This window comes from Flavonifractor sp. An10, assembly GCF_002161215.1.
GTDB lineage: Bacteria > Bacillota > Clostridia > Oscillospirales > Oscillospiraceae > Flavonifractor > Flavonifractor avistercoris.
This window is the reverse complement of sequence record NZ_NFMB01000002.1, coordinates 25944-48997: the sequence shown is the minus strand read 5'-3', so window position 1 is coordinate 48997 and position 23054 is coordinate 25944. Positions and strand designations below refer to the sequence as shown.

Sequence of the window (23054 nt, the reverse complement as noted above, 5' to 3'; positions counted from 1 at the left end):
CCCCCTATTCCAGCTCCACGGCCCGGATGGCGCCGGTGATCAATAGCTGGCTGGCGTTCATGCTCTTCAGCTCCAGCCCCGCCCCCCGCACCTTCACCACCAGCTTTCCGCCGGATATGTGGATCTCGTCGTCGCCGTAGGAGAGAATCCCCTTGTGGTTCTCCATCCGCAGCTCCCGGCTGCCCGTCAGCTCGATGCGGGGCAGGCCCGCCACCACGTCTCCGGGCAGGTCGAACACCTCCGCCGTCTTTTCCAGTAGGCCCTCCTTTTTTCCGCTCCGATCCATGGCAGTCCCCCCTCGTCCTCCATGCTTATGAGAGAGGGGGGACGATCTTGCCTGTCCCGGGGAAAATGAAGGCAACACCGGAGCATTTTTGTAGGGGCGGTCTGCGACCGCCCGCGGGCGACCACAGGTCGCCCCTACAGGGCCCGGTAAATTGGCGCTGGGCCTGCCTGCGCGCGTCCCTGGTACGCTCCGTAGGGACGGTGTGCCTCTCTGTAGGGCGGGAGCTTGCCCCCGCCGCCCCTACGGGGTTTCCGTGCTCTGTCCCCCGCTCACAAGGGCCAGCAGCTTTTCCCGGGTGTTGTCCTCCGGGTGGGCCAGGATGTGGGCCGCCAGGCGGCGCTGCATGGCCCCGATAGCCTCCCCCTCCAGCCCCAGGGCGGCCAGCTCCCCGCCGGAGATCGCCAGCTCCCGCACCGCCTCCGCCTCCGGGTGGAGCACCCCCCGGCGGAGGGAGCGCTCCACCGGCAGGGCTGTGATGGGGAAGCCGGTGAGGCGGCAGAATTCCCGCCACCGGGGGATGGGGGCGGCGGGCACATCCCGCAGGGGGGACAGGTCGGGGCAGTCCGGGCTCCCCCCCAGGTGGGAGAGCAGGCCCAGCCTCAGGGCATCCACGGCTTTTTCCGGCCGGGGAGAGAGAAGGATCTTCTCCAGCTCCGCCTTGATCCGCTCCCCGGACAGGTTTTCCGCCCGGCGGGCATTGCGCTTGATGGCAGCCAGGGTGCCCTCCTCGATGGAAAAGCCCAGCTGGGCGGCGAAGCGCACCGCCCGCAGCATCCGCAGGGCGTCCTCGGCAAAGCGGGTGTCCGGGTCGCCCACGCAGCGGATCAGCCTGCGGAACAGATCCAGCTGTCCGCCGTACAGGTCGATCACCATGCCGCGCTCATCCAGGGCCATGGCGTTGACGGTGAAGTCCCGCCGGGCCAGATCCTCCGCCAGGGTGGCGTCGAAGTCCACTTCGTCCGGGTGGCGGCCGTCGGCGTAGCCCCCCTCCCGGCGGAAGGTGGTCACCTCCACCGGCCCGTCCTCCGTCAGCACCGTGACCGTGCCGTGCTTCAGGCCGGTGGGCACCGTGCGGGGAAAGAGCTCCATCACCCGCTCCGGCCTGGCGTCGGTACACACATCCCAGTCCCCCGGCGTCCGGCCCAGCAGGAGATCCCGCACGCAGCCCCCCACCGGGTAGGCGTAGTAAAGCTCCCGATCCAGGGTCTCCAGGCATTGCCGCACCCCGGCGGGGATGGGCCAGTCCACCGTGGGCAGGCCGCCCTCCAGCCGCTCCACCCGGGGCGGCTCAGAGGCCAGCACATCGGCGATCAGGTTGGTGCCCTTCAGCAGGTAGTGGCGGGTGCCCTCCAGCAGGAGAGTGCTGTTGGCCCGGTACTCCTCCAGCCAGGGGGAGGCGTCGCTGACGAAGAAGCTCCAGGGCTCCTCCCCCGGCTGGCACCAGCAGTCCTCCCGGTAGGTCTCCTCGCTGACCTGGTAACTGATCACCGTCCCCCAGATCCAGGTGAGGCGCAGCCGGTGGTCATGACGCCAGTCGTCGTCCTGGAGCATGGTGAACACCAAGCCGTCATCCCGGAACTCCACCTTGTCCAGATCGTACATCCTCTCTGTCCGCGGGTGGGGCGTCCACCGCACGAAGGAGCCGTCCTTTCCCATCATTTTCTCCGCCTCCCGGCTCTTTTTGGTATTTTGTGCTTGCCATTCGCCTATAATGGTATATAATATAATACCTGCAATTCCTCCTGCATTATAATCTACTGTGAAGGGTGTGTAAACCCCATGGCAAGCGCCGACATTCACGATTACATCGCCCCCGGCCGCCGGGCCCACCTGGTGGGCATCGGCGGGGTGTCCATGTCCCCCCTGGCCGAGGTGCTCCACAAGGCGGGCATGGTGATCACCGGCTCCGACATGCGCAACAGCGCCACGGTGGAGCACCTGCGCTCCCTGGGCATCCCCGTGGCCATCGGCCACCGGGCCGAGAACATTCAGGGGGCGGAGCTGGTGATCCGCACCGCCGCCGTCCACGACTCCAACCCCGAGATCGCCGCCGCCCACGCCCAGGGCATCCCCGTCTTTGAGCGGGCCCAGGCCTGGGGCTCCATCATGCGGGGGTACAAGAACGCCCTGTGCATCTCGGGCACCCACGGCAAGACCACCACCACCTCCATGTGCACCCACATCATCATGGCCGCCCAGATGGATCCCACCGTCATGATCGGCGGCACCCTGCCCCTGCTGGGCTCCGGCTACCGGGTGGGCCACGGGGACACCATCATCCTGGAGAGCTGCGAGTACTGCAACTCCTTCCTGTCCTTTTTCCCCACCGTGGCGGTGATCCTCAACATCGAGGCCGACCACCTGGACTTCTTCAAGGATCTGGAGGACGTGGAGCACTCCTTCCGGGCCTTCGCCGACCGGGTGCCGGAGAACGGCCTGATCGTGGCCAACGCCGACGACGCCAACACCATGCACACTTTGGAGGGGGAGGCCCGGCCCATCCTCACCTTCGGCCTGGAGCAGGGCGACGTCCACGCTGCCAACCTGACCTGGGAGAAGGGCCTGCCCTCCTTCGACGTGATCTACCGGGGGGAGGTCTTTACCCACGTCTCCCTGCGGGTGCCCGGCGAGCACAACGTGAAAAACGCCCTGGCCGCCGCAGCGGCCGCCATCGCCCTGGCGGTGGAGCCCCAGGCGGTGCGCGACGGCCTGGCCGCCTTCCGGGGCGCCGGCCGCCGGTTCGAGCACAAGGGCACCTACCACGGGGCGGAGGTGTACGACGACTACGCCCACCACCCCGGGGAGCTCCAGGCCCTGCTGTCCGCCGCCCGCACCCTGGGGTATGAGCGGATCATCTGCGCCTTCCAGCCCCACACCTACACCCGCACCAAGGCCCTGTTCGACGACTTCGTGCGGGTGCTGAAGGAGCCGGACATCACCATCCTGGCGGAGATCTTCGCCGCCCGGGAGGTCAATGACATCGGCATCTCCTCCAGGGATCTGGCGGAGCAGATTCCCGGCAGCGAGTACTGCGCCACCCTGCCCGAGGTGACCGAGCGCCTCAAGGAGCTGGCCCGGCCCGGGGATCTGATTCTCACCGTGGGGGCCGGAGACATCTTCACCGTGGGCGAGGCCCTGGTGCGGGAGAGCTGAGCCTCTGTATCTTTTCTGAACAGCAGGAAGCGGTCAGTGTTTGTCACTGACCGCTTCCTCTTTGTTATCACCGCACTGTGGAAAACGCTCACTTCTTTTCTCCGTGCTCCCGCCTCCACTTTTTCCAACCGGCAATGTCGAGCCAGACAAGAAAGCCGACCATCGCCGCGTCAACAAGGCAGTACAGGATCTTTTTCCCGGCGGAAAAGGTTCTGTGAAACACCATCACATAGGCGGCACCCAGCATCAAGCAGACCAGCAGCAGGGTCAGCACGCTGCCCACCACCAGAAACGGGACGTAGAGCCTCTCCCAGGTTTTGGGAAAGTAGTTCCGCAGGAGAATAATGACCGCTGATGCCAGAAACGGAATCCAGAATTTGGAGAAATCCATGTTTCGCCTCCAGACTGCGCCCTCCGCTTTTTTCCAACCATATCATAAATCCGATTGGTTTTCAAGTCCCGGCATCACAAGCAGACACCCCCGGGCGCCGCAGTACGGCGCACGGGGGTGTTTCGTCTCTCATTCAGTTCATCTGCTTGCGGCGGGACAGGTTGATGGTGCCGTCCTGCATGGAGTCCACGTCGTCCAGGCTCTTGCCGGTGCCGTAGGCCACGCAGGAGATGGCGTCGTCGGCCACGTGGGTCTCGATGCCGGTGTGGGACTCGATGAGCTTGTCGAAGCCCCAGACCAGGGAGCCGCCGCCGGTCATGCAGATGCCGTTGGTGGAGATGTCGGCCACCAGCTCCGGGGGGGTGCGCTCCAGCACGCCGTGGATGGCCTCCAGGATACGGGTGGAGACCTCCTCGAAGGCCTCGATCATCTCGCTGGAGGACACGGAGAACACCCGGGGCAGGCCGGTCATCAGGCAGCGGCCCTTGATCTCCACGGTCTGCTCCTCCGGCCGGGGGAACACGCAGCCGATCTGCATCTTCAGCTCTTCCGCGGTACGCTCACCGATGAGTACATTGTGCTTGCGCCGTATGTACTTCACGATGGCCTCGTCAAACTGGTCGCCGGCGATCTTGATGGAGGTGGACTCCACGATGCCGGACAGGGAGATGACAGCGATATCGGTGGTGCCGCCGCCGATGTCCACGATCATGTGGCCGTCGGGCTTGGCGATGTCGATGCCCGCGCCGATGGCGGCGGCCACGGGCTCCTCAATCAGGTACACCCGCCGGGCGCCGGCCTGGATGCCCGCGTCGATGACGGCGCGCTCCTCCACCTCGGTGATGCCGGAGGGGACGCAGATGACGATGCGGGGCTTGAAGAGACGGAAGGAGGTCACCTTGCGGATGAACTCCTTGAGCATCCGCTCGGTCATGTCGTAGTCGGAGATGACACCCTCCCGCAGGGGACGGATGGCCACGATGTTGCCGGGGGTGCGCCCCAGCATCTGCTGGGCCTCGGTGCCCACCTTCAGCAGCTTGCCCGTATTCTTGTCGATGGCCACCACGGAGGGCTCCCGCAGCACCACGCCCTTGCCTTTTACGTAAACCAGGATCGAAGCCGTACCCAGGTCGATTCCAATGTCTTTACTGAACATACCCGCACCTCGAAGTCTTGATAGCTTTCGCTTTATTTTGTCCCAAAATCTCATGAATAATCCCCTATATTATACCTAAGTATCAGACCTATTTCAACGGCATTTTCCACGCCATTTTTCACAAATTTTATGTCTTTTCTCCCCGCGCCCGGGCCAGAGTGGCGCACACCACGTCGGCGGCCCCGGCGGAGCGCAGCACGCGGGCACATTCGGAGATGGTGGAGCCGGTGGTGATCACGTCGTCAATGAGGAGCACCCGCTTCCCCTCCACCAGCTCGGGATCCACAATGGTATAGGCCCCCAGCACGTTGGCCCGGCGGGCCGCGTCGTCGTCCAGGCCGGACTGGGCCTGAGTGTTGCGGCCCTTGCGCAGGGTCTCCACCGCCACGTCGTCCAGCTCCAGCGCCGCGGCGCTGGAGAGCAGGAAGGCCTGGTCATACCCCCGCTCCTTCTTCCGCTTGTCCGACAGGGGCACCCAGGTGATGAGGTCATAGCGCCCCGCCAGGTGGTCGTGGACGCACTGGGCCACCAGGCGGCCGTAGGTCTTGTGGTAGCCCTGCCGCCCCTTGAACTTGTAGCGGCGGATGGAGTCCCGCACCTGATCCCGATAGGCCAGGGGCGAGGCGCACAGGGAGAAAAATTCCCCCGTCTGCTCCGCCGCCTCCCCCGTCAGCCAGGGCAGCTCCTTCTGACAGCGGGCGCAGAAGCCCCGCTCACCGCCGGAGAGCACCTTCCCGCAGAATACGCACTTGGGCGGGAAGAGCAGATCCAGCAGCCAGCTCACCGGCCCGCTCATGGCTCTTCCTCAAGCTGTATGGGGCCGTGCTCCTTTTCAAACTCGCGGATGCAGCTCTGGATCAAGTATAGAATCTGCCCGCTCATGGAGCGTCCCTCATACGCCGCTACATACTTAAACTTGTCGTGGAGCTCCTTGTCTGTACGGATACTGAGATGATTCGTCTTTTCCATATGCTCTGCCCCCTGCTTGTCGGTAAACAAAGCATATCCTGTGTGTCCTAATCTTAGTTTATTTTTAGTGCATTTTTACGGCAAGAAATATTCTCACCCCCTTTGATAATCTGAGGCTGGCTGGCAGCTACCATGCTCTGTAGGGGCGGATATCATCCGCCCGAAGCCTTCCCCCCTTTTGGGGGGAAGGTGGCATTTGCGGAGCAAATGACGGATGAGGGGTTCCTCGTTCTCGCGCCGGGGTACCCCCCCCCCGCGGGGCGCGCCTGCGCGGCGGGCGCCCCTATTTCTTCCCGAAGAAATAGGGGAAAAGAAGGGCCGGGGGGCTTCGCCCACCCTGGGCCCCCCAGTACGGGGGTTCATGGCGGCGGTGGGCTGTACGGACAGGGCAGAGGCCGGGCGTGCATTGCCGCCCGTTTTCCTGGCGATTTTGTTGCAGGCGCTGCCGCGCCTCGGGCGGCACGCATCGGGATTACCTTGCAAGCCCTGAAAGTTGCTGCGCTGTACCAACTTGGCCCGCCGGGCCGCCGCCGGTGCCATGCCGCTGAAATACCGTGGTGTTTATGGTGGCTTGGAAACAGCGCGTCAAGGATGCCGCGCCCTACTGTAGGGGCGACCTGTGGTCGCCCGCCCCGAGCCGAGGGGGCGTTACAGCGTAAGCCCCCTCGGCCGGAAAGCTGCCTGTAGAACAGCTCGGGGGAAGTTCCAAGAAGGGGGAATCGCAATTCCCCTTCTTGGTCGTTTTAAGGGGTGGGTGCAGGGCGGGGGAAATCGAAATCCCCCGCCCTGCTGGTTTTCCCCCCGCTTTTGACACCAAAAGCGGGGCCCCGGCCGGGTAGGCCCGCCCCCGGGGGCATCCCGGCGGACAACGCGCGACCACAGGTCGCCCCTACGAGTTGGCGATCTGCACCAGCCGCCAGCGCAGGCCGGAGTAGCGGCGCTGCTGGCGGTCGTTGGCGGTCATGCGGGCCACCACGTCCTCGTCGCCCACCAGGATCAAAAGCTCCCGGGCGCGGGTGATGGCGGTGTAGAGCACCCCCCGGGTGAGGAGCACGGGAGCCCCGTCGCTGACCGACAGGATCACCGCCCGATACTCGCTGCCCTGGGCCTTGTGGACGGTGATGGCGTAGGCCGGCTCCAGCTCCCCCAGCATGTCGGGGGTATACTCCACCAGGCGGCCCTCAAAGTCCACGGTGATGAGCTCGGAGCGGTTGTCCACCTCCACGATCCGGCCGATGTCCCCGTTGAACACCCCCATGCCGGTGGTGAGGCCGTCCTTCCAGATCACGTCGTAGTTGTTGCGCACCTGCATGACCCGGTCGCCCTGGCGGAACACGTACTCCCCGAAGCGGCGCTCCGGCCGGTCGGGGGCGGGGGGATTCACCGCCTCCTGGATGGCCCGGTTGAGGGCGGCGGTGCCCGTCACCCGCTTGCGGGTGGGGGAGAGCACCTGGATCTGCTCCGGCGGGATGCCCATGTTGTTGGGCAGGCGGGTCTGCACCAGCTCCACGATGGTCTCCGCCGCCCGGGCGGGATCCTTCCGGCGGAGAAAGAAGAAGTCGTGCTTGTTGTCCCGCAGGTCGGGCAACTCCCCCCGGTTGACCCCGTGGGCATTGCGGACGATGGCGCTCTCGGCGGCCTGGCGGAAGATCTCCGTGAGGCGCACCATGGGCACGACCCCGCTGCGGATCAGGTCGGAGAACAGGTTGCCCGGCCCCACGCTGGGCAGCTGATCCGGATCCCCCACCAGGATCAGGCGGCACTCCGGCCGCAGGGCGGAGAGCAGCCCCCGCATGAGGAGGATGTCCACCATGGAGGTCTCGTCCACGATCACCGCGTCGGCCCGGAGGGGATCGTCCTCATCGCGTGCGAACACCAGTCGGCCGGAGCGGGGGTCGTACTGGGTCTCCAGCAGGCGGTGGATGGTGGCGGCCTCCATGCCGCACAGCTCCCCCAGCCGCTTGGCGGCCCGGCCGGTGGGGGCGGCCAGGGCGGTCTCCAGCCCCAGCTGGTCAAAGAGGGCCAGCACCCCCCGCAGGGAGGTGGTCTTGCCGGTGCCGGGGCCGCCGGTGAGGAGCATCACCTGGCTGGCGGCGGCCAGCTCCACCGCCTGGCGCTGCTGGGGGGCGTAGACGATGCCCTGCTCGGCCTGGATGCGGTCGATGAGCCCGTCCAGCCCGGCGGGGGGCACCTGCTCCCCCCGAGCCATCTCGGACAGGCGGAAGGCCACGTACTGCTCCGCCTCGTAGAGGTCGTGGAGGTATACCGCCTCCTCATTGGCCACCGTCTCCTGGATCACCTCGCCCCGCTCCAGCAGGGCCTCCAGGGCGTCCTCCAGGGCCTCCGTCTCCCCCTCCAGCTCGATGAGCTGGGCCGTGGCCGGAAGCAGCTTGCGCCGGGGCAGAAAGGCGTGGCCGTTGTCCAGGTTGTGGGCCAGCTCGAAGAGCAGCCCGGCCTCGATGCGCTGGGGGTCGTCCCCCTCCATGCCCATGGACAGGGCCAGCTTGTCGGCGGTGGAGAACTCCACCCCCAGCTCCCCGTCCACCAGCAGGTAGGGGTTGCCCCGGATGATCTCCAGGGCCCGGTCGCCGTACTTGCGGTACAAGGGCATGGCCAGCTGGAGGGGCACCTCATGCTCCCCCAAAAACTCCAGCAGGCGGCGCATGCCCATCTGGAGGCGGAAGTTCTCCCCCATGGCCAGGGCCTTCTTGCGGGTGATGCCCCGGATCTGGGTGAGCCGCTCCGGGTACTCCTCCAGCACCGTCAGGGTCTCCTCCCCGAACTCCTCCACCATGCGCCTGGCGGTGGCGGCGCCGATGCCCTTCACCGCGCCGGAGGAGAGATAGTCGAAGATGGCCTTGGTGCCCGCCGGGGTGCGGCGCTCCACCGCCTCGGCCTTGAACTGCTCCCCGTAGGAGGTGTGGCGAGTCCATGTGCCCTCCACCGCGATGCTCTCGCCGGGGGCCACGCCGGGCATGCAGCCCACCACCGTCAGGGTCTGCCCTTCCCCGCCGTCCAGCCGCAGCACCGTGTAGCCGTTCTCCTGGTTCTGGTAGATCACGCTCTCCACGGTGCCCTCGATCAAGCTCCGCTCCGCCTCCTGCATGGCCGCTCTCCCTCCCGTCTCATTCTCTCTATCTTACCATCTTCTGCGCCGTTTGTCGAATCCAAGCCTGAAAAAAGTCCGCCCGAGGCGGACTTTTTTCAGGTTCTCAGGTAGGTCTCCAGCTGTTCCATGGGACAGAGCACCATCCCCCGGCTCCCGGTGAGCAGGGCGGCGGCCACCCGGCGGCCGGTGTCGTTGAGGCCGCTGTCGGCGATGACAATAGTGAAGCGGGCCAGCTCCCCGCCCCGGAGCCACAGCAGGCCCTTCACATCCTGCTCCAGGTGTTCCCCGTCTCCGGCGGCGGGCACCACGGCGTACACCGGACCGCCTCCGCCGCCCCCCACCGGGGTCACCAGCTTTCCAAAGAGCAGCCACCCCAGGGCCAGCAGACCCACCACGGCCAGCAGGGCCAGGAGCACTTGCCAGATCGCGTTCAATTCCGCTCACCTCCGGGCCATTCTATGCCCGGCGGCGGGAAACGGCCCCTCAGGGGGCGAAAATGGCCACCACCGTGCCGGTGGCCAGGGTCATGATCAGCCCGGCGGTCACCACCCCCAGGAAGATGGAGGGCACCGCCTTGCGCAGCGGCATGTCCAGCAGGGCGGCGATCAGCGCCCCCGTCCACGCCCCCGTGCCCGGCAGGGGGATGGCCACGAAGAGCCAAAGTCCGATATACTTATACTTGGTCACCTTCTGGCCCTTCAGGTGGGCCTTCTTCTCCAGTCTGTCCACAAGGCCGTTGAGCCTGGGGGATTTCCGGCGCATCCACAGAAAAATGCGGCGGATATAGACAATGATAAAGGGGATGGGGATCATATTGCCGATGATGCACACCACCAGGGCGTGGAGGGGGGCCAGGCCCAGAGCGGTGCCGAAGGGCACGCCGCCCCGCAGCTCGATCACCGGCACCATGGACACCAGCATGGTCAGCAGGCTCTCCCCCCACGTGGTGGAGGTCAGCCAATCAAACAGTTCCAACCTGAAAGCTCCTTTCCGCCGTCACTCCGCAGGCAGTTCCCCGCCGAGGGGCATTGCTGACATTGTACCATATTGGGGAAAGGAAGGGTATTCTTTTTTGATGAAAAAGGGAATTTTTCTCCCCGGCTCCGCCCTTGTCCCCCGTGCCCCGGCGTGGTATAATAATACGATTTGACATTTTGAAGGAAGCGAGGTTTCAGATCATGACCTATCAGGAGGAATTCATCACCTTCATGGTGCGCGCCGGCGTGCTCACCTTCGGCGACTTCACCACAAAGTCCGGCCGCAAGACCCCCTACTTCATCAACACCGGCAACTACAAGACCGGCGCCCAGGCCGCCAAGCTGGGCGACTACTACGCCGCCTGCATCCAGCACAACCTGCCCGACGGGGTGGACTGCCTGTTCGGGCCCGCCTACAAGGGCATCCCCCTGGCGGTGTCCGCCGCCGCCTCCCTGTACCGCAACTACGACCGGGATCTCCCTTACTGCTTCAACCGCAAGGAGGCCAAGGATCACGGTGAGGGGGGAACCATGGTGGGCTACAAGCCCCAGGATGGGGACAGCGTGGTGATCGTGGAGGACGTGGTCACCGCCGGCACCGCCGTGCGGGAGACCATCGAGCTCTTCAAGCACGTGGCCAAGGTGAATATGAAGGCCCTCATCGTCTCCGTTGACCGGATGGAGCGTGGCACCCGGGAGTGCTCCACCCTGGACGAGCTGCGGGAGGACTACGGCATCGCCGTCTACCCCATCGTCACCGTCCGGGAGATCATCTCCTTCCTCCACAACCGGGAGATCGACGGCAGTGTGTATATCGACGATGGGATGAAGGCGAAAATGGAGGCCTATCTGGAGCAGTACGGGGCCAAAAAATAAACCCCCCCGTCCCCCTCGGAGAGCGTGGGGGGCTTCCGGGGGGAATCGATTCCCCCCGGAACACGCGGCGCGCGAAGCGCATATTTTTCCCGCAGGAAAAGTCCGCGTGTTGGATGGAGGGGTGTCTGGAGCAGTACGGAGCCAGGCAGTAGGGCGGGAGCTTGCTCCCGCCGGATCGTGGACTCTATGGGCGGCGCGGCGGGGGCAAGCCCCCGCCCTACCGGGACAGGCTGGAACACGATGAATGGGAGGGAGCGGTTTATGGGCACCCACGACGGCCACCGCCAGCGTATGAAAACTGAATTTCTGGCCCGGCCGGACTCCTTCCCGGATCACAAGCTGCTGGAGCTGCTGCTGTTCTACGCCAACCCCCGCAGCGACACCAATCCCCTGGCCCACGAGCTGCTGGATCGCTTCGGCTCCCTGTCCGGGGTGCTGGACGCCACGCCCGAGGAGCTGTGCAAGGTCAGGGGCATGGGGGAGCACGGGGCGGTGCTCTTCAAGACGGTCAAGGAGCTGGCCGGACGCTACCTCACCGCCCGCACCCGGGTGGACGACATCGCCCGGAACAGCCGGGACTACTACGCCCTGCTGCGGCCCTACTTCTTCGGGGCGCGGAACGAGCAGCTGTGCCTTTTGTGCCTGGACGGCAAGGGCAAGGTGCTGGGCATCCGGAAGCTGGGGGAGGGCAACGTCAACACCGTGTCCATCACCACCCGGCTGGTGGCGGAGGCCGCCCTCTCCCTCAATGCCGCGGCGGTGGTGCTGGCCCACAACCACGTCTCCGGCATCGCCTTCCCCTCGGAGGACGACGTGGCCACCACCGACAGCCTGGCCCCGCTCCTGGCCCGCCTGGGCGTGGAGCTGGTGGATCATCTGATCTTCGTGGATGACGACATGGTGTCCCTCCGGGACAGCGGGTTTTACCGGCCATAAAACGTCGAATCAGTGGCTTTGCCACTGATTCGAGGGAGTTTGCATGGCGGAGGGGGCTCGATTTCTCAGGAAATAGTCGTCCCCTCCGCCATGAGAAGTGTCATTTCCGACGCACATGTCGCCGGAAATGACGGGTTCTAATTTGTTTCCGCCGCCTGCGGGCGTCGGAACTCTTCGAGGCGCTTGTAGACGATTCCGTCCCAGATCTTTTCAAGGGGTTGCAATCGAACATATGTTTTGGTATTATCATCTTACGAGGTGAGGGTATGCCCAAATTTGAAGTCGTCAGCGAATATCAGCCGGCCGGCGACCAGCCGGAGGCCATCGCCGCCCTGGCGGCGGGGGTGGAGAACGGCCTGGACGAGCAGACCCTGCTGGGGGTCACCGGCTCGGGCAAGACCTTCACCATGGCCAAGGTGATCGAGGCCGTCCAGCGGCCCACCCTGGTGCTGGCCCACAACAAGACCCTGGCCGCCCAGCTGTGCGCCGAGTTCAAGGAGTTCTTCCCCAACAACGCGGTGGAGTACTTCGTCTCCTACTACGACTACTACCAGCCCGAGGCCTATATCCCCCACACCGACACCTTCATCGAGAAGGACTCGGCGGTGAACGAGGAGATCGACCGGCTGCGGCTGGCGGCCACCGCCTCCCTGATGGAGCGGCGGGACGTGATCGTGGTGTCCTCAGTGTCCTGCATCTACGGTCTGGGCGAGCCGGAGGACTTTGCCAAGATGATGGTCTCCCTGCGGGTGGGGAGCACCATGGAGCGGGACGAGCTGCTGAAAAAGCTGGTGGCCATCCGCTACGAGCGCAACGACATCGCCTTTGAGCGCAATATGTTCCGGGTGCGGGGGGACACGGTGGAGATCTTCCCCGCCTACTGGAAGGATCACGCCATCCGGGTGGAGTTTTTCGGGGACGAGATCGACCGCATCAGTGAGATCAACGTGGTCACCGGCAGCACCATCCGCCGGCTGGACACCATCCCCATCTGGCCCGCCACCCACTACGTCACCCCCAAGGAGAAGATGGACGCCGCCATCCAGGAGATCTATAAGGAGCTGGAGGAGCGGGTGGCCTACTTCCAGGCCAACAACATGCTGGTGGAGGCCCAGCGCCTCAAGCAGCGCACCATGTACGACGTGGAGATGATGCAGGAGCTGGGCTACTGCTCCGGCATTGAGAACTACTCCAGGGTGATCGAGGGCCGGCCCGCCGGCTCGCCCCCCCACACCCTGCTGGACTTCTTCCCCAAGGACTTCCTGCTGTTCATCGACGAGAGCCACGTCACCCTCCCCCAGGTGCGGGCCATGTACAACGGCGACCGGGCCCGCAAGACCACCCTGGTGGACTACGGCTTCCGCCTGCCCTGCGCCTTTGACAACCGGCCCCTGAAGTTTGAGGAGTTCCAGAAGCGGCTCAACCAGGTGATCTACGTCTCCGCCACCCCCGGCGACTATGAGCGGGAGCGGTCGGGCCAGATCGTGGAGCAGGTGATCCGCCCCACCGGCCTGCTGGATCCCAAGATCGAGGTGCGGCCGGTGGAGGGGCAGATCGACGACCTCATCGGGGAGATCAACACCCGCACCCAGCGTGGGGAGCGGGTGCTGGTCACCACCCTCACCAAGAAGATGGCGGAGGATCTCACCGCCTACCTGACCAACGCGGGCATCAAGGTGCGCTACATGCACCACGACATCGACACCATCGAGCGCATGGAGATCATCCGGGATCTCCGCCTGGGCACCTTCGACGTGCTGGTGGGCATCAACCTGCTCCGGGAGGGCCTGGATCTGCCCGAGGTGTCCCTGGTGGCCATCCTGGACGCGGATAAGGAGGGCTTCCTCCGCTCCGAGACCTCCCTTATCCAGACCATCGGCCGGGCCGCGCGAAACGCCCAGGGCATGGTGGTCATGTACGCCGACGCCATCACCCCCTCCATGCGCCGGGCCATCGACGAGACCGAGCGGAGGCGCGCCAAGCAGGATGCCTTCAACAAGGAGCACGGCATCGTGCCCAAGACGGTCATCAAGTCGGTGCGGGATGTGATCGACCTGTCCGAGGAGAAGGACGAGCTGCCCCACTCCGCCAAGAACCTGTCCAAAAAGGAGAAGGAGGCCGCCATCGCCAAGCTGGAGAAGGAGATGCGGGAGGCTTCCAAGCGGCTGGAGTTCGAGTACGCCGCCGTCCTCCGCGACCGCATCATCGAGCTGCGGGGGCAGGGGTGAGGGGCTGTTGAAATCTGACACAAAAAAGGGCCGCCCTGGCCGGCTGCCCCATTGGGATTATGGCTCCGCCGGCTGCTATTTTTTGACCTTCTGCACGAGGGAGCGCCGGTGCATTCTCTCTCAAATCGTGGGGCGCGACGACCCCGGCGCGCCCTCTGTTGTCCTCACCGCCTATGGCCGTTCCCTGCACTCTTTCCTGAACACACTTTCCGTGGCCTATCCAAATGTGACGCTCCATCATTTTGTCATCATGCCCAATCATGTTCACCTGCTGCTCTCGATTGACACCCCGGAACCGGGCGCGCCGGGGTCGTCGCGCCCCACGCAGCAGGTTTCCCGCATGATTGCCGCCCTGAAGCGGTTTACCAACCAAAATGCCGGAACAAATCTGTGGCAATCTACTTTTCACGACCATGTGATCCGCAATGAGGCGGATTATCTGCGCGTATGGGATTACATTGACACCAATCCACTGAAATGGCGGGAGGACTGCTACTATGTATGACTGGCTGGACGGCTGGCTGCGGGCCCTGCCCGGGGCGGAGCACGGCTACAAGGAGGAGTGGAACTGGCACCGCTACACCGTGCGCGGCAGGCACTTCGCTGCCCTGTGCACGCCAGACTCAAAATACAAGGTCTACGGCGGCCATCCCCTGGTGAACCTGAAATGCGACCCCCGGCTGACGGAGGGCCTGCGGGAGCAGTACCCCGAGATCCTCCCCGGCTTTTACTGCGACAAGCGCACCTGGATCGCGGTGCTGCTGGACGGGGAACTGCCCGACCAGGTGCTGCGGGACTTGTGCGCGCTCTCCCACCGGCTGGTGGTGGAAAAGCTGCCCAAATACGTCCAGCGGGAGCTGGGCACGAAGAAAGAGGTTATCTGATATGAAATACGTCACCCTTGGCCGCACCGGCCTGAACGTCTCCCAGCTCTCCTTCGGGGGCATCCCCATCCAGCGGGCCGACGCGGCCAACACAAAGGCCGTGGTGGACAAGCTGGAGGAGTACGGCATCAACTACATCGACACCGCCCGGGGCTATACCGTGTCCGAGGAGTACCTGGGCGCGGCGCTGGAGGGCCGGCGGGACAAGTTCATCCTGGCCACCAAGAGCATGAGCCGGGACAGGGAGAGCATGGCCAGGGACATCGAGACCAGCCTGTCCAACCTGCGCACCGGCCACATTGAGCTCTACCAGCTCCACAACCTGCCGGAGAAGGACATCGGGAAGGTGTTCGGCCCCGGCGGCGCCTGGGAGGCCCTGGCGGAGGCCAAGGCCGCCGGGAAGATCGGCCACATCGGCGTCACCGCCCACAGCGCCGACGCCCTGAAAATCCTGGTGGAGCAGTATTCCGACCGTCTGGAGACCGTCATGTTCCCCTATAATATTGTGGAGGATCAGGGCAGGGACGTGCTGGCCCTGGCCCGGGAGAAGGGCATGGGCACCATCGCCATGAAGCCCCTGGCGGGGGGCAACCTGGACGACTACGCCCTGGCCCTGCGGTACATCGCCGCCAGCGGCGTGTGCGACGTGATGATCCCCGGCATGGGCTCCCCCGAGGAGGTGGATCGCAACGCCGCCGTGGATCTGGAAACTTCCTTCACCGAGGCGGAGCTGGAGCAGTGTGCCGCCGTCCGCAAGGAGCTGGGCACCCAGTTCTGCCGCCGGTGCAACTACTGCGCCCCCTGCCCCAACGGCATCGACATCCCCAGCTGCTTCCTCATGGCCAACTACACCAAAAAGTACGGCCTGGCCGACTGGGCCAGGGCCCGCTACGACGCCATGCCCTACCACGCCGGCTCCTGCGTCATGTGCGGCGCCTGCGAAAAGCGCTGCCCCTACGGCCTGCCCATCCGGGACATGCTGATGGATGTGGCCAGGATCTTCGGCCGCTGACATGGGCCGGTGGGATGTGGACTGGGGCGTGCTGCTGACCATCTATGCCCCCTTGCTGCTGGGGCTGGCATCCTTCGCCCTGATCTGTCTGGCCGCCTGGCCCAGGCCGCCCAAGCGGGTGCGCCTGCCCGCCGGGGTGCTGGGCGCCGCCCTTCTGCTGTGGGCCCTGTGGCATGTTATCCTCCGCCCCCTGTTCTGAGTCCGGCCCGCCGGGCTGATTGCCATTTCAAAGGAGAAACCAAACCTATGCTCGACCATATTTTTGTCAAAGGCGCACGGGAGAACAACCTGAAAAACATCGACGTGGACATTCCCCGGGACAAGCTGGTGGTGCTCACCGGCCTGTCCGGCTCCGGCAAGTCCTCCCTGGCCTTTGACACCATCTACGCCGAGGGCCAGCGCCGCTATGTGGAGTCCCTGTCCTCCTACGCCCGGATGTTCCTGGGCCAGATGGAGAAGCCCGACGTGGACTACATCGACGGCCTGTCCCCCGCCATCTCCATCGACCAGAAGACCACCTCCAAGAACCCCCGCTCCACCGTGGGCACGGTGACGGAGATCTACGACTACCTGCGCCTGCTGTGGGCCCGGGTGGGCACCCCCCACTGCCCCAAGTGCGGCAAGGAGATCCAGCAGCAGACCATCGACCAGATCATCGACCAGGTGATGGCCCTGCCCGAGGCCACCCGCATCCAGGTCATGGCCCCGGTGGTGCGGGGCAAGAAGGGCACCCACCAGAAGATCTTTGAGGACGCCCGCAAGTCGGGCTACGTCCGCTGCCGGGCCGACGGCTCCCTCTATGACCTCACCGAAGAGATCCCCCTGGACAAGAATAAGAAGCACAACATCGAGATCGTGGTGGATCGCCTGGTGATCAAGGAGGACATCCACCGCCGCCTCACCGACAGCGTGGAGACCGCCGCCGCCCTGGCCGGCGGCCTGGTGGTGATCAACATCGTGAACGAGGATCGGGACATCCTGTTCTCCCAGAACTACGCCTGTGAGGACTGCGGCATTTCCATCGAGGAGCTGTCCCCCCGCATGTTCTCCTTCAACAACCCCTTCGGCGCCTGCCCCACCTGCACCGGCCTGGGCTCCCAGCTGAAGGTGGATCCCGACCTGATCATCCCCAACAAGAAGCTGTCCATCCTGGACGGGGCCATCACCGCCTCCGGCTGGAACAACATCAAGGGGGACTCCATCTCCCGGATGTACTTCGACGCCCTGTCCAAGCAGTACGGCTTCAAGCTCACCACCCCGGTGGAGGAGCTTCCCCCGGAGGTCATGGACGTAATCCTCTACGGCACCCGCGGGGAGAAGCTGAAGCTGACCTACGACCGGGCCAACGGCAAGGGCACCCTGATGCAGGCCTTCGAGGGCGTGGTCAACAACCTGGAGCGCCGCTACAAGGAGACCCAGAGCGACGCCATGCGGCGGGAGCTGGAGGAGTGCATGGCCGAGCACCCCTGTCCCGACTGCGGCGGCAAGCGCCTGCGCAAGGAGGCCCTGGCCGTCACGGTGGGGGACATCAACATCGACGCCTTCTGCCACAAGTCGGTGACCGAGGCACTGGACTTCATCGAGCACCTGGAGCTGAGCGAGCAGAAGATGATGATTGCCGGCCGGATCCTCAAGGAGATCAAGAGCCGGCTGGGCTTCCTCCAGAGCGTGGGGCTCCAGTACCTGACCCTGAGCCGGGCCGCCGCCACCCTGTCCGGCGGCGAGAGCCAGCGCATCCGCCTGGCTACCCAGATCGGCTCCTCCCTCATGGGGGTGCTCTACATCCTGGACGAGCCCTCCATCGGCCTGCACCAGCGGGACAACGACATGCTGCTGGACACCATGAAGCACCTGCGGGATCTGGGCAACACCCTGCTGGTGGTGGAGCACGACGAGGACACCATGCGCGCCGCCGACTACATCGTGGACATCGGCCCCGGCGCCGGCGTCCACGGCGGCCAGGTGGTGGCCTGCGGCACCGCCGAGGAGGTCATGAACACCCCCGGCTCCATCACCGGCGACTACCTGTCGGGCCGGAAGAAGATCCCCGTGCCCAGCGAGCGGCGGAAGGGCAATGGAAATTTCCTCACCATCCGGGGCGCGGCGGAGAACAACCTGCAGAATGTGGACGTGTCCATCCCCCTGGGCACCTTCACCTGCGTCACCGGCGTGTCCGGCAGCGGAAAATCCTCCCTGGTCAACGAGATCCTCTTCAAGCGGCTGGCCGCCGATCTGAACCGGGCCAAGACCCGGCCGGGCAAGCACGCCTCCATTGAGGGGGAGGAATTCCTGGACAAGGTGATCGACATCGACCAGTCCCCCATCGGCCGCACCCCCCGCTCCAACCCGGCCACCTACACCGGGCTGTTCAACGACATCCGGGAGCTGTTCGCCTCCACCCCCGACGCCAAGAGCCGGGGCTACAACGCCGGGCGGTTCTCCTTCAATGTGCGGGGCGGCCGGTGCGAGGCCTGCCAGGGCGACGGCCTGCTGAAAATCGAGATGCACTTTCTCCCCGACATCTACGTGCCCTGCGAGGTGTGCAAGGGCAAGCGGTACAACCGGGAGACCCTGGAGGTGCGCTACAAGGGCAAGAACATTTACGAGGTGCTGGAGATGACGGTGGAGGAGGCCCTCCCCTTCTTCGAGAACCTGCCCAAGCTGTACAACAAGCTCCAGACCCTCTACGAGGTGGGCCTGGGGTACGTGAAGCTGGGCCAGCCCTCCACCACCCTGTCCGGCGGCGAGGCCCAGCGGGTCAAGCTGGCCACCGAGCTGGCCAAGCGCTCCACCGGCCAGACCATCTATATCCTGGACGAGCCCACCACCGGCCTGCACACCGCCGACGTGCACAAGCTCATCGAGGTGCTCCAGAAGCTGGTGGAGGTGGGCAACACCGTGGTGGTCATCGAGCACAACCTGGACGTGATCAAGACCGCCGACCACATCATCGACCTGGGCCCCGAGGGCGGCGACGGCGGCGGAAACATCGTCGTCACGGGCACCCCCGAAGAGGTGGCGCAGTGCGCCGCCTCTTACACCGGGCAGTATCTCAAGCGGATGCTGTAAAAAGCGGCCGTCGCCGCCGCCCACCAAGCGTTTTGCCTCTGGCAAAACCTTGATGCCGGGCGGATTCACTCCGCCCGAGCAGATAAAATCAATCCGGGGCCCCCGCGCGGCCTGCCGCGTGGGGATTGGCGACGGCGGCGGAAACATCGTTGTCACGGGCACCCCCGAAGAGGTGGCCGCCTGTGAGGCGTCCTATACCGGGCAGTACCTCAAGCGCATGCTGTGACCCGCCTGCCTGAAATACAGAGCCGCCGCGAGTTCTCGCGGCGGCTCTGCGTCCTGTCTGACCTTGCTCTATTTTCTGAATCTGGATTTTGTTTTAAGGTCAGTCCGGTGTTATACTGATCCCGCAAGTCAATGACAGCGAGGTGCGTCCCATGTCTGGACAAAAGGGCTTCACCACCCAGCGGCTGGTCATGCTGGCCATGATGACGGCGGTGGTGTTCGCCGTCAACTACCCCAGAATCATCATCCCCCTGCCCACCGGCGAGACCTCCTTCACCCTGGCCAACATCGCCTGTGTCCTGTCCGGGCTGCTGCTGGGGCCCGTGGGCGGCCTGGCCTCCGGCCTGGGCTCCGCCCTGTACGACCTGACCAACCCGGTCTTTGCCCCGGAGTGCTGGCTCACCTTCCTGACCAAGGGGGCCATGGGCCTGGGGGCCGGACTGGTGGCCGGAAACGCCCAGCGGCGGGAACGTCTGGGCTATCCCCGCTGTCTGGCGGCGGCCCTGACGGGCTGTCTGGTCTATTACGCGCTTTACTTCGGAAAGTCCCTGCTCTACGACAACATGCTGGTGGGCGGCCTGCCCTTTGCCGCGGCGGCGGCCCTGCTGCCCCTGAAAATCCCCGCCTCCCTGTTCAATGGGGCGGCGGCGGTGGCGGCGGCTCCGCCCCTGTACCTGGCCATCCGCTCCGCCATGAAGCGGGCCCACCTGCCTCTGGCGTAAGCCGGTGTTGACAAGTTCCGTCCAAAGCCGTACAATAGATCTGCGCAATTTCACGTACCATTTCATCAAATTTCCCAAAAAAAGTTTAGGAGTGGAATGACATGGAAGAGAAGAAGTATACCTCTATGATCCGCCTGCGCATGTCCGCCAAGGACGCCCACTACGGCGGCAACCTGGTGGACGGCGCCCACATGGTTCACCTGTTCGGCGACGTGGCCACCGAGCTGCTGATCCAGTGCGACGGCGATGAGGGCCTGTTCTGCGCGTACAACAACATCGAGTTCAAGGCGCCTGTCTACGCCGGCGACTACATCGAGGCCTACGGTGAGATCACCCACATCGGCAACACCTCCCGCAAGATGAAGTTCGAGGCCCGCAAGGTGGCCGTGTCCCGCCCGGACATCAGCCCCTCCGCCGCCGACTTCCTGGCCGAGCCCGTGGTGGTGTGCATTGCCGAGGGCACCTGCGTGACCCCCAAGGACTGCCAGCGCATTCCTCACTAATCATTTCACCGGGAAAAAACTCCGCCTGCACAGCAGGCGGAGTTTTTTTATCATGCGTGCCGCCTGGCGGCGAGCATGGCGGGGACAAAGAGGCCCAGGCAGAATACCAGCACCAGGGCCAGCCTGACGGCGGAAAGCCGCCCCGGCCACAGGGCGGCCAGCGCCCCCCAGAGCAGGGGGAAGAGCACCATGGCCCCCAGCAGCCACACCCGCATGGCCCGCAGGATATGGGGCCAGTTGCTGTTGTTGATGTGCACCCCCGGCAGGCTCAGGCGGAACACCCCGTCGCTGTAGATGCTGATGCGGTTCTCGTCGTAGTAGGCGGGCAGGCGCTCCTTTACCCAGAAGCACAGCCACAGGGCGAAAACCAGGCTCATCCCCTCCACCAGCAGCACGGCGGGGCCCAGCTCCGCCCAGGAAAAGCCCAGGGCCCGGAGCGCAAGCGTCTCCGCCGCCCCGGCCAGCACGCACAGCACGCAGGCCAGCCGCCACCGCCGGCGGTCTGTCCGGCGCTCTGCCTGCTCCTCCCCGCCCATGCGGAGGGCGGAGCCCACCAGGGCCTCCACCTCCTCCACCGGAAGCTGGGGCTGGGTGGTGCGCTCCCCCCGCAGCAGCTCGGTGACGCTCACCCCCAGGCAGTCCGCCAGGGGGAGCAACAGGGCCACGTCGGGCAGGCTCAGGCTCCGCTCCCACTTGCTCACCGCCTTGTCGGAGACAAACAGCCGCTCCGCCAGCTCCTTCTGGGTCAGGCCCTTCTCCTTCCGCAGCCGGGCCAGAAAGGCCCCGAATTTTTCCTTGTCGATCTCATGGTTCTCGCTCATATCGGTTTCCTCCTTCGCCCCTCCAGCCTAGCCGAAAGAGGCGCCCCCGTCAACCGACCAGCGGTAGAGTCCTTCTCCCCCAGGGCTTTGCGGCCTCTGCGCAGGGTGCGGCCCATTGCCCGGCAGGGAACCTGCTTCCCCCTCTATTGCAGAAGCTCGTCCGCAGTCACGCCCAGCACCTGGGCCAGAATCTTCAACTCAACGTCTGTGACAAACCGTTTTCCACACTCAATTCGCTGAATCGCATTCTTATCCACGTCTACCCCGGCCAGCTGGAGCATATCGGCCAGCGCCCGCTGGGAGACCTTCGGCTTCATGGACTTGCGGAGCTGGGCCACCCGCTGGCCGCACAGGTTGCATCTCCCGTCCGGCCCCCGGTTCTTGTACATGGCATCGTCACCTCCGTCGAGCAGGAGGATAGGGATCTGGCTTGTCGGTCAGACCGGCCAGGTAGTCCATGCTGGTCTTTAAGGCCACCGCCAGCCGCTTGCACTGTTCAAAGGACATGTGCCGCTTCCCGTTCTCAATTTTGGAGTAATCGCTCTGGTCAATCCCTGTCAGCATCTGGATCTTCACCTGAGAATAACCCAGCGCATCTCTCAGCTGTCTCAGTCTTGACATCATCATCACCCAAAGACAGTATGGCAAATTGACCTATTGAAAATAGGGTGATTTTGACCTATAATTGAGGCAGAGGTGAGTGCAATGAATTTCGATCAAACGGCCAGGCAGCTCTGTGCAAACGCCATCGGCAGCTATATCATAACATATCTGGACTGTCTGAGCGATGAAGCCATTGCCCATATGACAGAGCTCTGCGCGGTTCAGCTGCTCCGCCGGATCAAGGAGATTTTGGACGATGAGGCACTGGACGATCCCACCTGCTTTCAGCGCATCGACGCCATTGTGAGCGCCTGGCATGAGGCCGGGCTGGAAACCGACCGGCACTGGGAGTGCGAGTGACCTCTGCCGCAGAACACAGGAGCGCCGCCCGAACCGGGCGGCGCTCCGTGTTTTACTCTTTCAGCCCCATCACGTCCATGCTGTGGCGCATGTGGATGGCCATGGCGTGCTCCGCGCCCTCGGCGTCCCCCCGCTGGAAGAACTCCATCAGCAGGGCGTGATCCCGCAGGGTGTCCTCCGCCAGCTGCTCCTGGTGCTCCCCCGCCGTCAGGGCGGCGGCCACCGCCTGGTCAATGAGGGGCAGCAGGCGCATGAGGAACTCGTTGTGGGCGGCCCGGACGATGGCGGCGTGGAAGGCCCGGTCTGCGGCGGTGCGGTCTCTGCCCGCCCGGATGCACTCCTCCACCGCCCGGCCCTTCTCCAGGATCTCCGCCCGCTGGGCCTCCGTGGCCCGGCGGCAGGCCAGGGCGGCGGCCCGGGGCTCGAACATGGCCCGCAGCTCGAAGAGATCCCGCAGCTGACCCTTCACCCGCTCCAGGCCGGAGAAGCCGAAGTCGTCAATCTCCTCCACCCGTCCGGACACAAAGGTGCCCTTGCCCCGGCGTACCTCCAGCACCCCCTCGGCGGACAGGGTGCGGATGGCCTCCCGCAGGGTGGCCCGGCTCACCCCCAGGGCGGCGGACAGCTCCACCTCGTTGGGCAGCTTCTCCCCCGGCGCCAGGGCCTTCTCCACCACAATCTGGCCGTAGAGCCGCTCGGCGGTCTGCTGGGCCAGGCTTTTTTTCTCCATGGATCTCACTTTCCTTTCAGTCAGTCCTTGACAGCCTCTCCTCT

General features: G+C 65.0%; 25 protein-coding genes. 12 read left to right on the top strand and 13 right to left on the bottom strand.

Annotated elements, in window-relative coordinates; all coding sequences use genetic code 11:
- Positions 1-4: 4 nt before the first annotated feature.
- Both B5E42_RS02985 and B5E42_RS02980 read right to left on the bottom strand, forming a co-directional pair.
- Positions 5-286 carry a YabP/YqfC family sporulation protein gene (locus B5E42_RS02985; RefSeq protein ID WP_087236692.1) on the bottom strand — a complete coding sequence of 94 codons (282 nt, stop codon included), beginning with the start codon at positions 284-286 and terminating at the stop codon, positions 5-7.
- A 240-nt stretch (positions 287-526) separates the two neighbouring features.
- The gene (locus B5E42_RS02980; protein WP_242967001.1) at positions 527-1945 is read right to left on the bottom strand and encodes a hypothetical protein; all 1419 of its coding nucleotides are present in this window, start codon (positions 1943-1945) and stop codon (positions 527-529) included.
- 120 nt (positions 1946-2065) lie between these two features.
- Between B5E42_RS02980 and murC the strand changes: the two genes are divergently transcribed.
- Positions 2066-3439, top strand: coding sequence for a UDP-N-acetylmuramate--L-alanine ligase (murC, locus tag B5E42_RS02975; RefSeq protein WP_087236691.1), 1374 nt, complete (start codon positions 2066-2068; stop codon positions 3437-3439).
- An 88-nt stretch (positions 3440-3527) separates the two neighbouring features.
- Here the strand turns inward: murC and B5E42_RS02970 are convergent, their stop codons facing one another.
- The 7 genes from B5E42_RS02970 to B5E42_RS02945 form a co-directional block, all read right to left on the bottom strand.
- The gene (locus B5E42_RS02970) at positions 3528-3830 is read right to left on the bottom strand and encodes a hypothetical protein (protein WP_087236690.1); all 303 of its coding nucleotides are present in this window, start codon (positions 3828-3830) and stop codon (positions 3528-3530) included.
- 133 nt (positions 3831-3963) lie between these two features.
- Complete coding sequence (gene mreB / locus B5E42_RS02965) at positions 3964-4986, bottom strand: rod shape-determining protein MreB (RefSeq protein WP_007494905.1); 1023 nt, start codon at positions 4984-4986, stop codon at positions 3964-3966.
- A gap of 127 nt (positions 4987-5113) precedes the next feature.
- A complete protein-coding gene (locus tag B5E42_RS02960) occupies positions 5114-5782 on the bottom strand; it encodes a ComF family protein (protein ID WP_087236689.1) in 669 nt (222 codons plus the stop codon).
- Entirely contained in the window at positions 5779-5955 is a 177-nt protein-coding gene (locus B5E42_RS19280; RefSeq protein ID WP_191379670.1) for a hypothetical protein, read from the bottom strand. Before B5E42_RS19280 ends, B5E42_RS02960 begins: the two co-directional genes overlap by 4 nt.
- Before the next feature lie 889 nt (positions 5956-6844).
- Positions 6845-9061 (bottom strand): ATP-dependent RecD-like DNA helicase, encoded by a 2217-nt coding sequence (locus B5E42_RS02955; protein WP_087236688.1) that lies wholly within the window; start codon positions 9059-9061, stop codon positions 6845-6847.
- A gap of 98 nt (positions 9062-9159) precedes the next feature.
- Positions 9160-9498 carry a hypothetical protein gene (locus B5E42_RS02950; protein WP_087236687.1) on the bottom strand — a complete coding sequence of 113 codons (339 nt, stop codon included), beginning with the start codon at positions 9496-9498 and terminating at the stop codon, positions 9160-9162.
- Between the two features lie 49 nt (positions 9499-9547).
- A complete protein-coding gene (locus B5E42_RS02945) occupies positions 9548-10039 on the bottom strand; it encodes a small multi-drug export protein (RefSeq protein WP_242967000.1) in 492 nt (163 codons plus the stop codon).
- 203 nt (positions 10040-10242) lie between these two features.
- Here B5E42_RS02945 and pyrE point away from each other — a divergent pair, with 203 nt between their 5' ends.
- The 10 genes from pyrE to B5E42_RS02890 all read left to right on the top strand — a co-directional run bounded on the left by pyrE (position 10243) and on the right by B5E42_RS02890 (position 20496).
- The gene (pyrE, locus tag B5E42_RS02940; RefSeq protein WP_087236686.1) at positions 10243-10917 is read left to right on the top strand and encodes an orotate phosphoribosyltransferase; all 675 of its coding nucleotides are present in this window, start codon (positions 10243-10245) and stop codon (positions 10915-10917) included.
- A gap of 261 nt (positions 10918-11178) precedes the next feature.
- The gene (gene radC / locus B5E42_RS02935; RefSeq protein WP_087236685.1) at positions 11179-11853 is read left to right on the top strand and encodes a DNA repair protein RadC; all 675 of its coding nucleotides are present in this window, start codon (positions 11179-11181) and stop codon (positions 11851-11853) included.
- 266 nt (positions 11854-12119) lie between these two features.
- Positions 12120-14081 carry an excinuclease ABC subunit UvrB gene (uvrB, locus tag B5E42_RS02930; protein WP_087236684.1) on the top strand — a complete coding sequence of 654 codons (1962 nt, stop codon included), beginning with the start codon at positions 12120-12122 and terminating at the stop codon, positions 14079-14081.
- Positions 14082-14088: 7 nt separating this feature from the next.
- Complete coding sequence (locus B5E42_RS02925; protein ID WP_087236683.1) at positions 14089-14586, top strand: transposase; 498 nt, start codon at positions 14089-14091, stop codon at positions 14584-14586.
- Positions 14579-14965 carry an MmcQ/YjbR family DNA-binding protein gene (locus tag B5E42_RS02920; protein WP_087236682.1) on the top strand — a complete coding sequence of 129 codons (387 nt, stop codon included), beginning with the start codon at positions 14579-14581 and terminating at the stop codon, positions 14963-14965. The genes B5E42_RS02925 and B5E42_RS02920 overlap by 8 nt, the downstream gene beginning before the upstream one ends.
- A gap of 1 nt (position 14966) precedes the next feature.
- Positions 14967-15977, top strand: a complete 1011-nt coding sequence (locus tag B5E42_RS02915; RefSeq protein ID WP_087236681.1) for an aldo/keto reductase — start codon at positions 14967-14969, stop codon at positions 15975-15977.
- A 1-nt stretch (position 15978) separates the two neighbouring features.
- Positions 15979-16176, top strand: a complete 198-nt coding sequence (locus B5E42_RS02910) for a hypothetical protein (RefSeq protein WP_087236680.1) — start codon at positions 15979-15981, stop codon at positions 16174-16176.
- 47 nt (positions 16177-16223) lie between these two features.
- Positions 16224-19046, top strand: a complete 2823-nt coding sequence (gene uvrA / locus B5E42_RS02905; RefSeq protein ID WP_087236679.1) for an excinuclease ABC subunit UvrA — start codon at positions 16224-16226, stop codon at positions 19044-19046.
- Positions 19047-19423: 377 nt separating this feature from the next.
- Complete coding sequence (locus B5E42_RS02895; RefSeq protein ID WP_087236677.1) at positions 19424-19993, top strand: ECF transporter S component; 570 nt, start codon at positions 19424-19426, stop codon at positions 19991-19993.
- Positions 19994-20094: 101 nt separating this feature from the next.
- The gene (locus tag B5E42_RS02890; RefSeq protein WP_087236676.1) at positions 20095-20496 is read left to right on the top strand and encodes a hotdog fold domain-containing protein; all 402 of its coding nucleotides are present in this window, start codon (positions 20095-20097) and stop codon (positions 20494-20496) included.
- A 50-nt stretch (positions 20497-20546) separates the two neighbouring features.
- Here B5E42_RS02890 and B5E42_RS02885 read toward each other — a convergent pair whose 3' ends face one another.
- The 3 genes from B5E42_RS02885 to B5E42_RS02875 form a co-directional block, all read right to left on the bottom strand.
- Positions 20547-21317: a helix-turn-helix transcriptional regulator gene (locus B5E42_RS02885; RefSeq protein WP_087236675.1), complete on the bottom strand. Its 771-nt coding sequence runs from the start codon at positions 21315-21317 to the stop codon at positions 20547-20549.
- A 143-nt stretch (positions 21318-21460) separates the two neighbouring features.
- Positions 21461-21706, bottom strand: a complete 246-nt coding sequence (locus B5E42_RS02880) for a helix-turn-helix transcriptional regulator (RefSeq protein ID WP_087236674.1) — start codon at positions 21704-21706, stop codon at positions 21461-21463.
- Between the two features lie 7 nt (positions 21707-21713).
- Entirely contained in the window at positions 21714-21938 is a 225-nt protein-coding gene (locus B5E42_RS02875; protein ID WP_255396982.1) for a helix-turn-helix transcriptional regulator, read from the bottom strand.
- 84 nt (positions 21939-22022) lie between these two features.
- Between B5E42_RS02875 and B5E42_RS02870 the strand changes: the two genes are divergently transcribed.
- On the top strand, positions 22023-22280 hold the full coding sequence (locus tag B5E42_RS02870) for a hypothetical protein (RefSeq protein WP_087236673.1): 258 nt from the start codon (positions 22023-22025) through the stop codon (positions 22278-22280).
- Between the two features lie 52 nt (positions 22281-22332).
- On the opposite strand, the gene B5E42_RS02865 is transcribed toward B5E42_RS02870, so the two are convergent.
- Positions 22333-23010, bottom strand: a complete 678-nt coding sequence (locus B5E42_RS02865; protein ID WP_087236672.1) for an FCD domain-containing protein — start codon at positions 23008-23010, stop codon at positions 22333-22335.
- Positions 23011-23054 lie beyond the last annotated feature (44 nt).

What these genes read in the sequence shown, in the direction of transcription:
- B5E42_RS02885 (WP_087236675.1), bottom strand. Translation starts at nt 21,317, where the DNA reads ATGAGCGAGAACCATGAGATCGACAAGGAAAAATTCGGGGCCTTTCTG.
- B5E42_RS02960 (WP_087236689.1), bottom strand. Translation starts at nt 5,782, where the DNA reads ATGAGCGGGCCGGTGAGCTGGCTGCTGGATCTGCTCTTCCCGCCCAAG.
- B5E42_RS02980 (WP_242967001.1), bottom strand. Translation starts at nt 1,945, where the DNA reads ATGATGGGAAAGGACGGCTCCTTCGTGCGGTGGACGCCCCACCCGCGG.
- uvrB (WP_087236684.1), top strand. Translation starts at nt 12,120, where the DNA reads ATGCCCAAATTTGAAGTCGTCAGCGAATATCAGCCGGCCGGCGACCAG.
- B5E42_RS02985 (WP_087236692.1), bottom strand. Translation starts at nt 286, where the DNA reads ATGGATCGGAGCGGAAAAAAGGAGGGCCTACTGGAAAAGACGGCGGAG.
- B5E42_RS02955 (WP_087236688.1), bottom strand. Translation starts at nt 9,061, where the DNA reads ATGCAGGAGGCGGAGCGGAGCTTGATCGAGGGCACCGTGGAGAGCGTG.
- B5E42_RS02875 (WP_255396982.1), bottom strand. Translation starts at nt 21,938, where the DNA reads ATGTCAAGACTGAGACAGCTGAGAGATGCGCTGGGTTATTCTCAGGTG.
- B5E42_RS02890 (WP_087236676.1), top strand. Translation starts at nt 20,095, where the DNA reads ATGGAAGAGAAGAAGTATACCTCTATGATCCGCCTGCGCATGTCCGCC.
- mreB (WP_007494905.1), bottom strand. Translation starts at nt 4,986, where the DNA reads ATGTTCAGTAAAGACATTGGAATCGACCTGGGTACGGCTTCGATCCTG.
- B5E42_RS02970 (WP_087236690.1), bottom strand. Translation starts at nt 3,830, where the DNA reads ATGGATTTCTCCAAATTCTGGATTCCGTTTCTGGCATCAGCGGTCATT.
- B5E42_RS02865 (WP_087236672.1), bottom strand. Translation starts at nt 23,010, where the DNA reads ATGGAGAAAAAAAGCCTGGCCCAGCAGACCGCCGAGCGGCTCTACGGC.
- B5E42_RS02915 (WP_087236681.1), top strand. Translation starts at nt 14,967, where the DNA reads ATGAAATACGTCACCCTTGGCCGCACCGGCCTGAACGTCTCCCAGCTC.
- murC (WP_087236691.1), top strand. Translation starts at nt 2,066, where the DNA reads ATGGCAAGCGCCGACATTCACGATTACATCGCCCCCGGCCGCCGGGCC.
- B5E42_RS02870 (WP_087236673.1), top strand. Translation starts at nt 22,023, where the DNA reads ATGAATTTCGATCAAACGGCCAGGCAGCTCTGTGCAAACGCCATCGGC.
- radC (WP_087236685.1), top strand. Translation starts at nt 11,179, where the DNA reads ATGGGCACCCACGACGGCCACCGCCAGCGTATGAAAACTGAATTTCTG.
- B5E42_RS02895 (WP_087236677.1), top strand. Translation starts at nt 19,424, where the DNA reads ATGTCTGGACAAAAGGGCTTCACCACCCAGCGGCTGGTCATGCTGGCC.
- uvrA (WP_087236679.1), top strand. Translation starts at nt 16,224, where the DNA reads ATGCTCGACCATATTTTTGTCAAAGGCGCACGGGAGAACAACCTGAAA.
- B5E42_RS02880 (WP_087236674.1), bottom strand. Translation starts at nt 21,706, where the DNA reads ATGTACAAGAACCGGGGGCCGGACGGGAGATGCAACCTGTGCGGCCAG.
- B5E42_RS19280 (WP_191379670.1), bottom strand. Translation starts at nt 5,955, where the DNA reads ATGGAAAAGACGAATCATCTCAGTATCCGTACAGACAAGGAGCTCCAC.
- pyrE (WP_087236686.1), top strand. Translation starts at nt 10,243, where the DNA reads ATGACCTATCAGGAGGAATTCATCACCTTCATGGTGCGCGCCGGCGTG.
- B5E42_RS02910 (WP_087236680.1), top strand. Translation starts at nt 15,979, where the DNA reads ATGGGCCGGTGGGATGTGGACTGGGGCGTGCTGCTGACCATCTATGCC.
- B5E42_RS02920 (WP_087236682.1), top strand. Translation starts at nt 14,579, where the DNA reads ATGTATGACTGGCTGGACGGCTGGCTGCGGGCCCTGCCCGGGGCGGAG.